Raw genomic sequence first — 13,345 nt, forward strand, 5'->3', positions numbered from 1 at the left:
TGAGCGTTTTTTCATTTTAACACATATATATGAAAAAGCAACAAAAAGGAGATACAAATTTGTATCTCCTTTTTTTATTTTGAAAGTTCTACTTCAAATTCTATTATCGATTCTCCACTTTCCCCAATACGTTCAATACTCACCTTTTCAATTAAACATCGCAATCGCATGCTTAATCTCGGCATCTTCTCTACAATTTCTATTGCCTGTTTTTCATTTTCTTTTCGTCCAACTGTAACGTGCGGTATGTAGGGTATATCACTTCGTAAAAATTCCGCTAACGGCCCTTCGTATAACGTATCATGCAACTTCTTTACTTGTTCTTTCCCTTTTTCAACATTTAAAAAGATATATTCTCCTTCATTGCGAATGTGATTAGTAAACTCAATCGCTATCGGGGGAATCCCTTCTACCTTTTCAATTATATGCTGTTTTAATGCATCCTTAGAAATTGCACTTTCAAAAGGAAATACGAGTGTAATATGCGGCTTGATTAACCCAAATAAAGGATCGTGTTTTTGTCTAATCGTTTCAATTTCATCTAGTTGTGTTTCGTCTTGAAAAAACAAAATCGTACGCACTTTCCATCCCTCCTTCACCTCTATGAAACCGCCTGAAAAACCTTTCTAAACTTCATATAGCAACCAATTCGCCACGGTACAATATAAGAAATCGCAACAACATAAAACAATAATCCTATCGTTTGCTGATCTAAATTAATGATATATTGCCTTGAGACATATCTTAACGCTACAATACCAATAAACGTCATAAGAAAAGCTACACTTTTTTTCGTATATATGTTGCCATCTTCTCTTCTTTCATAGTTTGTAAGGATGATAAGTGGAATCGCGAAAAGAAATCCAAATAACATCGCAAAACTAATGTACAATGTGGCTGGATGAACAGGGCCAAAAAACATAAAAATACCTGGTGATAAAAATAATAGCGGCAATAAAATTCGCTTTCCATTTCCTTTTATCGGTTTATGCATAGAGCGGTAACGTCTCCATAAAATTAGCATTGCAATACATAAAAACATCATTACTAATGAAGATGTATCTCTCATATGTTTTCCTTCTCTCCTAAAATATCTATTTAACACTATTATACAATTTATTAAACCATTTGTTCTAGAGAAATTTTACGAATAAAGATGCCACTAACCAGGAAGTAAAGTATAATTAGCCCAATGGAAATGATGATAAACGAAGGGATATTCATCAAAACTTCAGTTTTTGTAAGCGTCATTTTTAAGCCTGTATTATAACATACACTTGTTAAGCCTATAAAAAAGATCGAACCAATTGCGCATCCAATCCAGTTAAATCTTTGCTGGAAAATAACAATACCTTGGAAAAGGCTTGCGACCGTAACATACAGTAAAAACTGTACAAAGAACTGCTCAATTGAACCATCTAACAAACTATTACTTTCTATATGATAAAATAGACCCGGTAAAAAAAGAATTTGAAGAAGCGAAAAAAATGCTGATTGTAAAACAATATAACAAATCGATCCAATAAAAAATTGTAACCTTGTTGCTCCAAAAGAAACTGCTAAGTGAAATAGATCTAACTGTATAAAGAAAGTACTCACTACAATGAAAAATATAACCGCAATAGAAGGATTGTTAATAACATCTTGCAAAAAGCCAATTCGTATATCTTTTATATCTATGAAATTCGGTAAAATTTGAATAATGAACGCCAAAGCCCAAAATACGAAAATAGCTTTGTAATGATAATTGATTTGTAATTTCAACTGTTTCATTAACATCTTCACTTTACATCACCATCCGTTATATAAATAAATAATTTCTGAAACGAAACCCCCTCAATTTCTAAATCCTCACTTTTGATATAATCATAGTCTTCCTCAGAAAACTCTCCCCACATAACACCAATCCCTTTGTTCCCAAAGTATTCTCGATGAACAACATGTTTATTCATCATAAATTCATCTATTTTATCTTTTCGTCCTGATATGTAATGGGCTTGCTGTAAGAAATCTTCAACAGCTGATTGAACAATTACTTGCCCATCCTTCAAAATCAACACATCTTCGACAATATGCGCTACCTCTTCTACTAAATGCGTCGATAAAATAATTGTTCGCGGGTGATCACCATAATCTTCTAATAAAACGTTATAAAACAAGTCTCGGTGTGCTGCATCTAAACCAGTCGTCGGTTCATCAAAAATAGTAATGGGTGCCCGGCTCGCTAACCCTTTAATAATTCCAACAACAGTTTGCATACCATGCGACAACTTATGGTACTTTTCGTTTACATCCATTTGAAACTTAACTACAAGTTCCTCCGCAAATTCTCGGTCCCAATTTGGATAAAATAGGTTACATAGCTTAAAGATTTCTTTCACTTTATAACTCGAATAAATCTCCTCTTTCACTTTAACAAAACAAATGTTTTGCAACGCATGACTATTTTCATACACATCTTCACCAAATATAGATACGCTTCCTTCACTTGAAACAATTTGTCCAGTAAGAAGGTGTAGTAGTGTCGTTTTTCCAGCCCCATTTCTACCAAGCAAACCATATATTTTATTCTCTTCTAGCGAAAAAGTTAATCCATTTACAGCTATCTTTTTCTTATATTGTTTTGTTAATCCTTCAGTTTTAATTGCGATTGTCATTCTTCCCCCTCCTTTGCGGCCATTTGAATCATTTGAATGAGCTCCTCTTTTGAAATTTCAAGCACTTTCGCTTCTTCCAACACTTTAGGCAAAAATTCATTTTGAAAAGCGCTTTGCCGCTTCTTTAGTACCACTTCCTTCGCTCCCTTTGTAACAAACATTCCAATCCCCCTCTTTTTATATAAAATCCCTTCATCAACTAACAAATTTACTCCTTTCGCCGCTGTAGCTGGATTAATTTGTAACATCTTTGCAAATTGGTTTGTTGACGGAACCTTTTCTTCTTCAAGTAGGATCCCCTTTAAAATATCCGATTCAATCGTTTCTGCGATTTGTATGTATATTAACTTATTTTGTTCAAGAGATTGTTTCATATTTTCACCCCCTCAGGTTCATAGGTTCATTACTTATGTAATTAACCATATCACAAGAATATATTTCCATTCAATATTTTTCCATGATTTTTCACAAAAAAAAGAAGTATCATACCTTGGAGGATGATACTTCTCTATAAAATCGTTGTATTTTCTATACACAACCTTAATTTCTTTTCATTCAAACCATTTTGACAAAAATCAAACTTCTTTCCCTTTAATAATTTGGTTCGATCTACCACCTGTCCTAAATGATAACTTGTATGCTCAACTAAATGAAACAAGCTATGTATGTCTATACGAGTATTTTCATTATAAGCTTTAACATACTCTTGTTTCCATTCATCAAATATTCCTTGTATAATTTCAGATAACGTTTTGGAATCCAACCGCATAACCGGAAAGTATTCTTCAATCCCGTTTTCAAAGTGTATATTCGGATTCGAATAACGACTGCTATTCCTTTTTATATGCTCACAAATATGTAATACAATGCCACCAATTGAATTGACTGTCCCTTCTGTTTTCCACAACTCGTCCTCATTTAAGTATCCAATTGTTTGCAGTAGTTTAGGCAAATAATGATCATACATTCGGTGATAGGCAATCTTGTAAAACAACTCTACTTTCATCCTCCATCTCTTCACTCAGCTTAATCTTTTCATTTAATCAATTTCTTTAAATACTTACAAAACCACGCTTCACTTTCCCCATAATAAATACGTAAATTTATTGAAATCACCTTCCGAAAAATACGCACTTTAATCAAAATTAAAAATTTTCATTTTTCATGTTTACAATTATCCACTAATTGTATATAATTACTAACGTAAGAAAAAAATTCTAAAAGGAGGTCGAATAAAATGATGAAATTAAAATTACATGTTGCACCTGTTTTACAATTAAATATGAATTCGACCACCCTAATGGAGAATTGAAAATCGTTCGGTATTTTCTTTAATTAACAAATTCGCCACAGGAGGTCGTATACTTTCCTGTGGCTTTTTCACGCCCTGCCGCAGGAGAACTATATCATTCTGTGGCTTTTTTGTGCGATTTTTTAATCTCTAACACTATTTCTTTTCGAAAGGAGCAAATATCCAATGACTTTTCACGTACTATTTTTCAGCATTACAATTCAGCGAAAGCAATTATCTGAAGTCGAAATGATGCACGATCTACACATTGAAAAAGCTATGAGTGATATAAAGGAGCGTCAAAGTCCTTACAGTATGTAATTCCTTTACGAAAGGAGGAATTCATTTATGACTTTTCATATTTTCTTTTTTACGATTACTCTTCAGAAGGAATCTTTATCTGAAACTGAAATTTTACGTAAACAGCAATTAAAAGAGATTATAGACAAAGTAAGAGATCGTAAAAGTTCTTATTATAATCAAATGTATTAAAAAATAGTTTTCAAAAGGAGCAATCATCTAATGAAATTTCGAGTATTCTTTTTAACCATTACGATTCACAAAAGTAATTTTTCTGAGACTGAGATTTTACATGAACAGCAAATTCGAAAAATTATGACTGAAACAAAAGAGCGTCAAGTTTCTTATTACAACCATATGTACTAAAAACTCATATTAAGAGGAGGATTCACCTAATGAAATTACAAGTATTCTTTTTAACCATCACGATTCAAAAAAACAAACTTTCCGAGTTTGAAATGTTACACGAACAACAAATTCAAAATGCTATGGATGAAGTGAAAGAACGGCAACTCCCTTATTGCAGTCACCTATAATTCCTTTACGAAAGGAGGAATTTATGTATGAAATTCCATGTTTTCTTTTTAACAATTACGATTCAAAAGAAGCGATTATCTGAAGCTGAAATTGCACAAGAACAGCAATATAAAAAGATTATGGATGACATCCGAGATTGTAGAAGCAAATACTATACGCATCTATAATGATCTAACTTAAATATAATGAAAGGAGAAGATTAAGATGTTAATGGTGCGCTGCAAGGAAATGATTTGGATTATTGAGAGGGATTCCACATAGTCTACAATTTTTTAAAAGGCTAATTCTTTCAAAAAAATCAGTAAAAATTACACAATAAAAATGCCTAGTTCTCATTTTAAAACTAGGCATTTTTATTGCTCTAAATCATCATAAAAAAGATACATCACTTAAAGCAATGTATCTTTTATGATTCCTATCAATACTTTTTATTTCCGATTATTTCTTTTCATCTTAAATAATCTCACCAAATTTGAAACAATTGTTTTCGTCACAGCGTAAACTGGTACTGCTAAAATCATTCCAATAATACCAGCGAAATTACCTACACCAAGAATTAACACAATAATTGTTAAAGGATGGATATTTAATTTCGAACTCATAATACGCGGTGAAATGATGTTACTCTCAAATTGTTGCACAATGGTTACGATAACGATTACCCAAGCTGCTTGCACCGGGGATACGAATAAAGCAACAATAACAGCTGGTGCCGCTCCAATAAAAGGGCCTAAATTTGGGATAATATTTGTAAATGCCGCTATAATTCCTAAAACGAAGGCATATGGCAAATCAATAATTACATAACCTATAAACGTAAATGCCCCAACAAATAAACAAACTAATGCTTGCCCTTGAATATACGCAGATAACGTTTCATTTGTTTCTTTTAAAATGCGCAGTCCTTCTTCACGATACGATTCTGGTAAAAAACTAACAGCTTTCCCTGGGAATGCATGACCATCTTTAAACATGTAAAACAAGATAAATGGTACTGTAAATACGACTAATGCAACGTTTGTAATAATACCAAATAAAGCCGTTGCACTCGACGTTATCGTGTTTGGTATTTCCTTTAAATACTCAATTGCGTTTTGTTCAATCGTTTCAATCGATACATAATTTTGTGTAGCTAACCATTCAAATAGCCTATGATGAGATAATTCTTGTATGTATACTTTCCCCTCTTTAATATATGTTGGCATGTTTTTCACTAGGTCCATTAGCTGCTGTGAAATCGTCGGAACGACTACACCAATTGCGACTGCAGTCAGTGAAATGATAAAAACATATAACAACAATATCGCTAAGCTTCTAGGAACTTTTTTCGCCTCTAAAAACACTAATACAGGATTAAAGATAAAGTATAAAAACAAAGCGATTAAAATTGGGAAAAATAAAGTTGAAATGAATATGCCAATCGGTTGAAATAAAAATGATATTTTTGTGCAAATAAATATAATCCCTACAACCATTAGCACTTCTAATGTCCAAAAGTGCACTTTCGATTTCAAAAAAACGGCCTCCTTTAAACTAGCACTTCCCTCTATTGTATCAAAACATCTATGAATTTTACACGCTATTTTCATCTTCAATGTTCCAAAATACGAATAAATACACTACAATGAGATTACATACAAATTTGCAGGGTAAAAGGTGATAAATATGACGCAATGTATCATTTGCAGAAAAGAAACGAAAGAACTTAGTGAACAACATGTTATCCCAGAGATTTTATGTGGACATTATTTAACAAAATCAATTTGTGATACTTGTTATGAACATCTCACAACAAACGTTGATCGACCATTAATTAGACACAAACTGATTCAATATAAAATCGAACAAATGAAGCAACAAATTGATTCTCCTCTTTATACGAATGAATATGGTCAAGAATTGGCTGCAGCGGAAACTGAAGAAGTGGAAACGAATGACGAAATATACTATTCTAATGAGTTAATTATGAAACTATGTAAAAAACATGATATTTCATTACATAATGAAATTTGGAAAGAAGAACGCGTAACCAAAGTAGCAAGCTCCATTCAACGTGAATTACTTTTAGATAACCGTAAATATAAAATGAGTATCTTAAAAATGGCTTATACATTCGCAGTACATACAATTGAAGGTTATTTTAATGATCCAGATGCGATGGATATTTCTACTATTATATCTAATGTTGACTTTATCGAATTAAAAGAACGAAGTATTGTTCGTGATTTAAGTAAAAGTTCATTGTGGAATACCCTCAATACAACGAGCGATAACCACTACTTTATTTTATTAAGTGATAAAGACGGCTTATTCTGCTTCATCCGTCTATTTGATATTTTTGATGTGGTTGTCCACCTCTCTAGAAAAAAATATGAACTTTCCTCTCCAATTGTTGGGGTGAATGATGTAGAAAAACAAGAATTCTATATTGAGAGCTTAAAACAATACATGGATGAGTTATTTAAACAAAAGAGTACACAAGCTACTCGGGTTTAAAAATACAGAAAGGAAATAACTTGGTAACAAAGTTATTTTTTACGAATTGAATCATAGTTAAATCACAATAATTCAAAATAAGAACATACGGTCTCCTTTCTTGATGAAAAGACACTATGTTATAATGAGTATGAAAAGAACAATACAATCACATAAAACAATTATAAATTGTATATAAATAAAAAAGACTAGTGTGCGGCTACACACCAGTCCATGTAACTTAGCAGATTGGATTGTTCATTTATCCTATTTGTTTCTCACAAACGAGACAACCCACATTCTATTGGCGTAGGTGGGTTGTTATTTTTTGAGCTTATCGATTAAAACGACAACAAACGTTAACAATGCAACGAGAAATAATCCGCCTTGCAATAATAACGCAATTTCACTCATACATTATCACCTCCCTTCTACCCTGGAGAAGTGATAATTGAACAACCAACCATACCATAAGTTACCTCTTAATTTTATCATATTTTTTAATAGTTTACGATGAAAACCAGCAAGCGAGGAGCTTGCTGGTTTATTCTTTTCTCTCTATTTTTTTAATGCATATGCGTCCGCTATCATTTCTCCAACAATTTTATCTTTTTGATTCGTCTTATTGTTTGATAGGGGTAAAAGTGGAAATAATAATTCTGCCACTTGATAAGCTTCTTCTAAATGCGGATATCCTGATAAAATAAATGTATCTATACCTAAAGCTTCATATTCTTTTATTCTTTCAGCTACAGTATTGGGATCTCCTACTAGTGCAGTTCCTGCTCCGCCACGTACTAATCCAATTCCAGCCCATAAATTTGGACTAATTTCCAATGACTCTCTCGTCCCTTTATTTAAATAGGTCATTCGCTGTTGACCAACTGAATCATAACGTGCAAATGTTTTTTGCGCTAGTTCAATCGCCTCATTATCCACATATTGAATCAATCTCTCAGCTTCTTCCCACGCCTCTTCCTCTGTCTCCCTTACAATAACATGTAATCGGATACCAAAGCGGACTGTACGCCCTTTCGCTTCTGCAAGTTTCCTTACTTTTTTGATTTTCTGTTCTACCTGCGCTGGTGGTTCACCCCACGTTAAATATACATCACTATGCTCTGCTGCTACTACTTGCCCGGCTTTTGATGACCCTCCAAAATAAATGGGCGGATAAGGAGATTGAACTGGAGGGAATACAACTTTACTGTCCTTAACTGTAATATGTTTTCCCTCTAAAGAAACATTCTCCCCTTGTAAAAGTGATTTCCATACTTTCAAAAATTCATCTGCTGCTTCATAACGTGCATCATGGTCAAGGAAAAGACCGTCTCCCTGCAGCTCTACTGGATCCCCTCCGGCTACAACATTAATTAGTAAACGGCCATTCGAAATTCTATCAAACGTAGATGCCATTCTTGCAGCAACTGTTGGTGACATAAGCCCTGGTCTTACTGCAACTAAAAAACGTAATTTTTCCGTTTCAGCTGCGAGTGCAGAAGCAAGGACCCAAGGATCTTCACACCCTTGACCAGTCGGTAATAACACACCGCTATAACCTAAATAGTCGACTGCCTGAGCCACTTGTTTATAGTACCCATACTCAGCAGCTCTCCCTCTTTTTGTTGTCCCTAAATACCGGCCATCTCCATAAGCAGGAATAAACCATAATACTTCCATTTCGTAACACTCCTTTTATATATTCTCCAATAAAGTGAAACTTTAATTAGTGGGGGTTTTCCTCATCCCCCACTGATTATTAGCCCTCACCAATCGGGCCGTTACGGGCAGTTTATCTCCCACCTAACTTCTTTAGAAAAGCGGAAGCGCCTCGTCCGAGGGGGTGCGGGCGACCGAAGATTCTAGCCGCTAGAGCTGGACATTGCTCCCGCCGAATTTTGAGGTGGGAGTATTACTGCCCTAAAGTAGCGGGATAAAATTACTTATACAACGCCCCTCTCATAACGCACTTATCACATAAATTTACTAGAATTTATATCTATTACATTCTCTAATTTATATTTTCTCCCTTATAGTTATCTCTCCATCTTAAAAATCTAACTTCTAATAATCGAACTAACGAATCGGAAAATTTCCCAACAAACGCAAAAATAATAATCCCTACAAAGACAATATCTGTATTTGAGAATTGCCTTGCATCCATAATCATATATCCAATCCCTTCAGTTGACCCCATTAATTCTGCAACTACTAAACTTACCCAAGCAACCCCTAATGATAATCTCGCTCCTAATAAGAGATTCGGCAAAGCAGCAGGTAAAATCAATTTCGTAATTAATTTCCTTTTACTAAATTCTAAAACTCTTGCAACATCAAATAATTTAGAATCAACACCACGTATTCCTAAAAAGGCATTTACATAAAGAGGGAAGAATGCCCCGTCTGCAATAAGTAATACTTTCGATATTTCTCCAAAACCAAACCATAATACAAAAAGTGGCGCAACAGCTAAATGAGGAACTGTCCTTAACATCTGTACTGATGGATCCAAATATTGCTCACTTCTAGTTGAAAAACCGACAATTGTTCCTAACAAAATACCTAAACTCCCTCCTATCAGAAAACCAACAGCAGCTCGAAATACACTGATACCTAAATGGTTAAATAGTTCGCCTGATTGAATAAGCCCTTGAAAAGCTAAGAAAATATCCCAAGGTGTAGGCAAAACTGTTTTAGAAACAAAACCCAAAATCCCTGCTAATTGCCATATTATTAAAACAATGATTGGTATAATAAGTGCTCTTGTCACAATAGATACTTTCCTTTTACGTGTACGAAGTACTTCTTTTTTTGAAAGACCATGCACTTTCGTTGGTTCAATCATTATTTTGGTACTTTCCAATTTACAACACCTCCCTGTTATTTCTCTTTTAAGGCTTTCTCAACGTACGAATTATCAACAACCTGAGCTGGCTTAATTTTCTTTTTAATAGAATGAAGCTTATATTGAAAATCCGCTGTACGTTGTTGTTCTTCTACTATGTCTTTTGTAATTGGAACTAAGATAGGTTTGTCATGATTAAATACTTCTTTAACAATTTCAGCATCAATTTTCTTTGCAGAAGCATAAATATTTATTGCCTCTTCTAAGTTATTCTCCTGCCAAACACGCGCTTTTTCGTATACTTTAAGAAATCGTACGACTAATTCTGGATTCTCTTCAGCGAATTTTGTTCTAGTAATTACAAATTCGGGTGATGAAATATTTAATGTTTCACCATCTGCGATAACTTTCGCCCTTTTTTTTAACGTATGTAATGATATGAATGGATCCCAAATTGCCCACGCATCTACAGAGCCTGATTCAAATGCTGGCTGTGCTTCATCAGGTTGTAATTGAATCACATCTACATCTTTTGCATCTAATCCTTCTTGCTCCAATGCCCGATATAATAAATTAAATGCGCTACTTCCCTTTGCTACTGCAATTTTTTTCCCCTTTAATTCTTTGATACTACTGATTTTACTGTCCTTCTGCACAAGAATCCCTGTTCCTTTTCTCGCGTAACTTGTATTCGCTATTTCTGTAAAACCAATATTAGCAGCTTGAGCCGAAATAACTGGTGAATTCCCTACTTCTCCGAAATCTAAACGATCCGATGCAATAGCCTCAAAATATGGAGGACCACTTTGAAACTCAGTCCACTTCACTTTTACACCAATTTTCTTAAATTCCTCTTCAAACCAACCCTTTTTCTGTGCTAACAACAACGGACTTAGTCCTTGCTGTATACCTATTTGAATTGTTATATCTTTTTTCTTATTCTTTCCGCTTGCTGCATTGCTCTGACATCCCATCAGAAAAAGTAAAATTGCTACAATAAAATAAATGAATCCAGTTCTTTTCTTCACCTCAAGTCCTCCTCTTTATACGCTTTTGTTTACAAGCTCTCCATACTCAAATTCTTGCAGTACTTTACTTCTAAATTGTTGAAACAAAGAGGAAGTTTTACTTCGTGGATACGGTAAATCATTCGGAATAATTTTATTTATCTTCCCTGGTCTTGCACTCATAATCACAACACGATTTGAAAGATAAATTGCTTCATCTATGTCATGTGTCACTAAAATCATTGTTGTTTTCTTTTTTTCCCAAATATCAAGTAAAACGTCTTGCAAATGAGTTCTCGTAAATGCATCTAATGCACCAAATGGTTCATCTAGCAATAATACGTTAGGACCCCGTAATAAAGCTCTTGCAATCGCAACCCTTTGCGACATTCCACCAGATATTTCTTTCGGATATGATTTCTCGAACCCTTCCAAACGAACAATTTCAATCCATTCTTTTACATGTTTTTGAACTTCTTGTTGTTTTAATGACAAGTTAGCAGCGATATTTTCTTCCACTGTTAACCATGGGAAAAGACGATGCTCTTGGAAAATAAATCCTTGTTTCATACTTGGTTTAACAACATGTTCCCCATCAATTAAAATCTCACCGTCATAATCGTTGTCTAAGCCAGCTATTATTTTTAATAAAGTGCTTTTACCACAACCACTCGGGCCAATTACTGTTACAAAATCCCCTCTTTCCAAAAGTAAATTTATATCCTCTAAAACTTGAACGCGTCCGGAAGTCTTCAAAAAAGACTTCGTTACCTGTTGAATTGAAACTGTCACTCTTTCTACCTCCTTTTCAGATGTAATTTCTCTTAATCCTCTTTAAACATCCCTCCTTAAAACAATTAATATAGATTAATTGATTCTTTAATTATGTAACCAATAAAAAAACCAAAGGACATTTCATCAAATTATGAAATGCCTTTGGTTTTTCCAATCAGCTATAAAGACTTATTGAATTAACTACATAATATATAAACATTTCCGATAAGTCAACTATGAATTATGTAAAAATTTCTCAATAAACTATTTTAAACCTCTATTCCCTCCTAATTTCAGTACAAAAGAAGCTGCTAATTTTAAGAGATTAGCAGCTTCTTTTGTATACATTCTTCCTCAACATCGAACACTCGACGCTACTTTCTACCTATGTTTATATCATCTATCTTGTTCTATTTTTCCATCAATCGCTTCATAAAATTCTCTCTCATCATCCACATTTACATGTACACGATTTACCTTTTTAGTAAACCCATATAATAACTGCGCTGTTAACGGTTCTTTTAATTTTATTTCAAAAGTAGCTGGTTCTTTCATAAATTCCATTATAGTTGCTTCAAATACTACTTTTTCTTCTTCTTTCGTTAATACATCACCTTTATAAAATGAAATTTCTTCTATTTGAACAAATGGTACAACAATTTTTTTACCTAATCCAACTTGGATTATAATTTCTTGTTCTGTCATAATATATGGATTTTTACGGATTGCTTGTATCTCAGCTAAAAAATATAATATTCCATATATATTTAAAATGAGTAAAATCCAAGCTAAGACCGGATTCCATTGATGAAGTAAATAATGAAATCCAATACTTTCAATTAATGTTGCATGAATTAACATGATATAAAATGCAATTGCTCCTGTTTTTTTATGATATGAAAAAGTATTTTTATTTTCTAGAGACTTTGTATGCCAAGAAAATAGCGCATAATATAGTAATTTCCATTCTGACACAATAACATTTACCGCTACGGTTCTTTTCAATGTAGCATCAATTGCTTTGTCAATTGCATATGAAAAATTTAGAAATTCTAATTTATGTTCTTTATACCTTTTCATAATCTTAGGTAGTTTTCTTGCAATCTTATATAATATAAATAACTCAAAACATACAAAAGCAATTTCTCCTGCAACTATAATATAAGAAACAAACGAAAACGACTGTAAATAATCGCTTGGAATAACGAATCTTGCGGCAATATAGCCCACTATTACAACTGGAAATATATAAGTTAACGAATAGCGTTTACGTATAATAAAAAAATACGTAATTACGGGAATGACAATAAGAAAATCTAACAAAGATCCTAGCACCATTTCTTTCGGTACAGCCGGTACAATAGGAAGTGTGTATGCTAGATAATTTGATATTACAATTAAAGCTATAAAACCAATCGAAATATTCCTTCGTTTACGTGAAATTGAACTACTCATGCAC

General features: G+C 33.4%; 19 protein-coding genes. 6 read left to right on the plus strand and 13 right to left on the minus strand.

From position 1 onward, the window contains the following. Positions 1-74: 74 nt before the first annotated feature. The 6 genes from KFD70_RS06100 to KFD70_RS06125 all read right to left on the minus strand — a co-directional run bounded on the left by KFD70_RS06100 (position 75) and on the right by KFD70_RS06125 (position 3,663). Complete coding sequence (locus tag KFD70_RS06100) at positions 75-581, minus strand: 2'-5' RNA ligase family protein (protein ID WP_336451275.1); 507 nt, start codon at positions 579-581, stop codon at positions 75-77. A 20-nt stretch (positions 582-601) separates the two neighbouring features. Continuing rightward, on the minus strand, positions 602-1,069 hold the full coding sequence (locus tag KFD70_RS06105) for a CcdC family protein (protein WP_336451276.1): 468 nt from the start codon (positions 1,067-1,069) through the stop codon (positions 602-604). Positions 1,070-1,119: 50 nt separating this feature from the next. Further along, a complete protein-coding gene (locus KFD70_RS06110; RefSeq protein ID WP_336451407.1) occupies positions 1,120-1,779 on the minus strand; it encodes a DUF4052 family protein in 660 nt (219 codons plus the stop codon). A gap of 2 nt (positions 1,780-1,781) precedes the next feature. Then, complete coding sequence (locus KFD70_RS06115; protein WP_336451277.1) at positions 1,782-2,657, minus strand: ABC transporter ATP-binding protein; 876 nt, start codon at positions 2,655-2,657, stop codon at positions 1,782-1,784. Continuing rightward, positions 2,654-3,031, minus strand: coding sequence for a GntR family transcriptional regulator (locus KFD70_RS06120; protein ID WP_336451278.1), 378 nt, complete (start codon positions 3,029-3,031; stop codon positions 2,654-2,656). The genes KFD70_RS06115 and KFD70_RS06120 overlap by 4 nt, the downstream gene beginning before the upstream one ends. 134 nt (positions 3,032-3,165) lie before the next feature. Further along, on the minus strand, positions 3,166-3,663 hold the full coding sequence (locus KFD70_RS06125) for a DinB family protein (RefSeq protein ID WP_336451279.1): 498 nt from the start codon (positions 3,661-3,663) through the stop codon (positions 3,166-3,168). Between the two features lie 471 nt (positions 3,664-4,134). Between KFD70_RS06125 and KFD70_RS06130 the strand changes: the two genes are divergently transcribed. From KFD70_RS06130 to KFD70_RS06150, 5 genes are read left to right on the plus strand one after another with little or no spacing between them, the layout of a single operon-like run. Beyond that, positions 4,135-4,269 (plus strand): YrzI family small protein, encoded by a 135-nt coding sequence (locus KFD70_RS06130; protein WP_336451280.1) that lies wholly within the window; start codon positions 4,135-4,137, stop codon positions 4,267-4,269. A 27-nt stretch (positions 4,270-4,296) separates the two neighbouring features. Next, positions 4,297-4,440, plus strand: coding sequence for a YrzI family small protein (locus KFD70_RS06135; protein WP_336451281.1), 144 nt, complete (start codon positions 4,297-4,299; stop codon positions 4,438-4,440). 30 nt (positions 4,441-4,470) lie between these two features. Further along, the gene (locus KFD70_RS06140; RefSeq protein WP_336451282.1) at positions 4,471-4,614 is read left to right on the plus strand and encodes a YrzI family small protein; all 144 of its coding nucleotides are present in this window, start codon (positions 4,471-4,473) and stop codon (positions 4,612-4,614) included. A gap of 29 nt (positions 4,615-4,643) precedes the next feature. Beyond that, the gene (locus tag KFD70_RS06145) at positions 4,644-4,784 is read left to right on the plus strand and encodes a YrzI family small protein (protein WP_336451283.1); all 141 of its coding nucleotides are present in this window, start codon (positions 4,644-4,646) and stop codon (positions 4,782-4,784) included. Between the two features lie 27 nt (positions 4,785-4,811). After that, complete coding sequence (locus KFD70_RS06150; RefSeq protein WP_336451284.1) at positions 4,812-4,952, plus strand: YrzI family small protein; 141 nt, start codon at positions 4,812-4,814, stop codon at positions 4,950-4,952. A 261-nt stretch (positions 4,953-5,213) separates the two neighbouring features. Here KFD70_RS06150 and KFD70_RS06155 read toward each other — a convergent pair whose 3' ends face one another. Continuing rightward, positions 5,214-6,299, minus strand: coding sequence for an AI-2E family transporter (locus tag KFD70_RS06155; RefSeq protein WP_336451285.1), 1,086 nt, complete (start codon positions 6,297-6,299; stop codon positions 5,214-5,216). Positions 6,300-6,450: 151 nt separating this feature from the next. On the opposite strand from KFD70_RS06155, the gene KFD70_RS06160 reads away from it, so the two are divergent. After that, the gene (locus KFD70_RS06160; RefSeq protein WP_336451286.1) at positions 6,451-7,281 is read left to right on the plus strand and encodes an HNH endonuclease; all 831 of its coding nucleotides are present in this window, start codon (positions 6,451-6,453) and stop codon (positions 7,279-7,281) included. 300 nt (positions 7,282-7,581) lie between these two features. Here the strand turns inward: KFD70_RS06160 and KFD70_RS06165 are convergent, their stop codons facing one another. From KFD70_RS06165 to KFD70_RS06190, 6 genes are all read right to left on the minus strand, one after another. Continuing rightward, positions 7,582-7,674: a putative holin-like toxin gene (locus KFD70_RS06165; protein WP_001289320.1), complete on the minus strand. Its 93-nt coding sequence runs from the start codon at positions 7,672-7,674 to the stop codon at positions 7,582-7,584. Positions 7,675-7,818: 144 nt separating this feature from the next. Next, positions 7,819-8,940 (minus strand): FMNH2-dependent alkanesulfonate monooxygenase, encoded by a 1,122-nt coding sequence (gene ssuD / locus KFD70_RS06170; RefSeq protein WP_336451287.1) that lies wholly within the window; start codon positions 8,938-8,940, stop codon positions 7,819-7,821. A 331-nt stretch (positions 8,941-9,271) separates the two neighbouring features. After that, on the minus strand, positions 9,272-10,123 hold the full coding sequence (locus KFD70_RS06175) for an ABC transporter permease (protein ID WP_336451288.1): 852 nt from the start codon (positions 10,121-10,123) through the stop codon (positions 9,272-9,274). Between the two features lie 17 nt (positions 10,124-10,140). Continuing rightward, entirely contained in the window at positions 10,141-11,079 is a 939-nt protein-coding gene (locus KFD70_RS06180) for an aliphatic sulfonate ABC transporter substrate-binding protein (RefSeq protein ID WP_336451408.1), read from the minus strand. A gap of 69 nt (positions 11,080-11,148) precedes the next feature. Continuing rightward, positions 11,149-11,904, minus strand: coding sequence for an ABC transporter ATP-binding protein (locus KFD70_RS06185; protein WP_336451289.1), 756 nt, complete (start codon positions 11,902-11,904; stop codon positions 11,149-11,151). 378 nt (positions 11,905-12,282) lie between these two features. After that, positions 12,283-13,341: a hypothetical protein gene (locus tag KFD70_RS06190; RefSeq protein ID WP_336451290.1), complete on the minus strand. Its 1,059-nt coding sequence runs from the start codon at positions 13,339-13,341 to the stop codon at positions 12,283-12,285. Positions 13,342-13,345: the final 4 nt, after the last annotated feature.

The organism is Bacillus pfraonensis, assembly GCF_050768835.1.
Classification (GTDB): Bacteria; Bacillota; Bacilli; order Bacillales; family Bacillaceae_G; genus Bacillus_A; species Bacillus_A pfraonensis.

What these genes read in the sequence shown, in the direction of transcription:
- KFD70_RS06105 (WP_336451276.1), bottom strand. Translation starts at nt 1,069, where the DNA reads ATGAGAGATACATCTTCATTAGTAATGATGTTTTTATGTATTGCAATG.
- KFD70_RS06110 (WP_336451407.1), bottom strand. Translation starts at nt 1,779, where the DNA reads ATGTTAATGAAACAGTTGAAATTACAAATCAATTATCATTACAAAGCT.
- KFD70_RS06115 (WP_336451277.1), bottom strand. Translation starts at nt 2,657, where the DNA reads ATGACAATCGCAATTAAAACTGAAGGATTAACAAAACAATATAAGAAA.
- KFD70_RS06120 (WP_336451278.1), bottom strand. Translation starts at nt 3,031, where the DNA reads ATGAAACAATCTCTTGAACAAAATAAGTTAATATACATACAAATCGCA.
- KFD70_RS06125 (WP_336451279.1), bottom strand. Translation starts at nt 3,663, where the DNA reads ATGAAAGTAGAGTTGTTTTACAAGATTGCCTATCACCGAATGTATGAT.
- KFD70_RS06130 (WP_336451280.1), top strand. Translation starts at nt 4,135, where the DNA reads ATGACTTTTCACGTACTATTTTTCAGCATTACAATTCAGCGAAAGCAA.
- KFD70_RS06135 (WP_336451281.1), top strand. Translation starts at nt 4,297, where the DNA reads ATGACTTTTCATATTTTCTTTTTTACGATTACTCTTCAGAAGGAATCT.
- KFD70_RS06140 (WP_336451282.1), top strand. Translation starts at nt 4,471, where the DNA reads ATGAAATTTCGAGTATTCTTTTTAACCATTACGATTCACAAAAGTAAT.
- KFD70_RS06145 (WP_336451283.1), top strand. Translation starts at nt 4,644, where the DNA reads ATGAAATTACAAGTATTCTTTTTAACCATCACGATTCAAAAAAACAAA.
- KFD70_RS06150 (WP_336451284.1), top strand. Translation starts at nt 4,812, where the DNA reads ATGAAATTCCATGTTTTCTTTTTAACAATTACGATTCAAAAGAAGCGA.
- KFD70_RS06160 (WP_336451286.1), top strand. Translation starts at nt 6,451, where the DNA reads ATGACGCAATGTATCATTTGCAGAAAAGAAACGAAAGAACTTAGTGAA.
- KFD70_RS06165 (WP_001289320.1), bottom strand. Translation starts at nt 7,674, where the DNA reads ATGAGTGAAATTGCGTTATTATTGCAAGGCGGATTATTTCTCGTTGCA.
- ssuD (WP_336451287.1), bottom strand. Translation starts at nt 8,940, where the DNA reads ATGGAAGTATTATGGTTTATTCCTGCTTATGGAGATGGCCGGTATTTA.
- KFD70_RS06180 (WP_336451408.1), bottom strand. Translation starts at nt 11,079, where the DNA reads ATGGGATGTCAGAGCAATGCAGCAAGCGGAAAGAATAAGAAAAAAGAT.
- KFD70_RS06190 (WP_336451290.1), bottom strand. Translation starts at nt 13,341, where the DNA reads ATGAGTAGTTCAATTTCACGTAAACGAAGGAATATTTCGATTGGTTTT.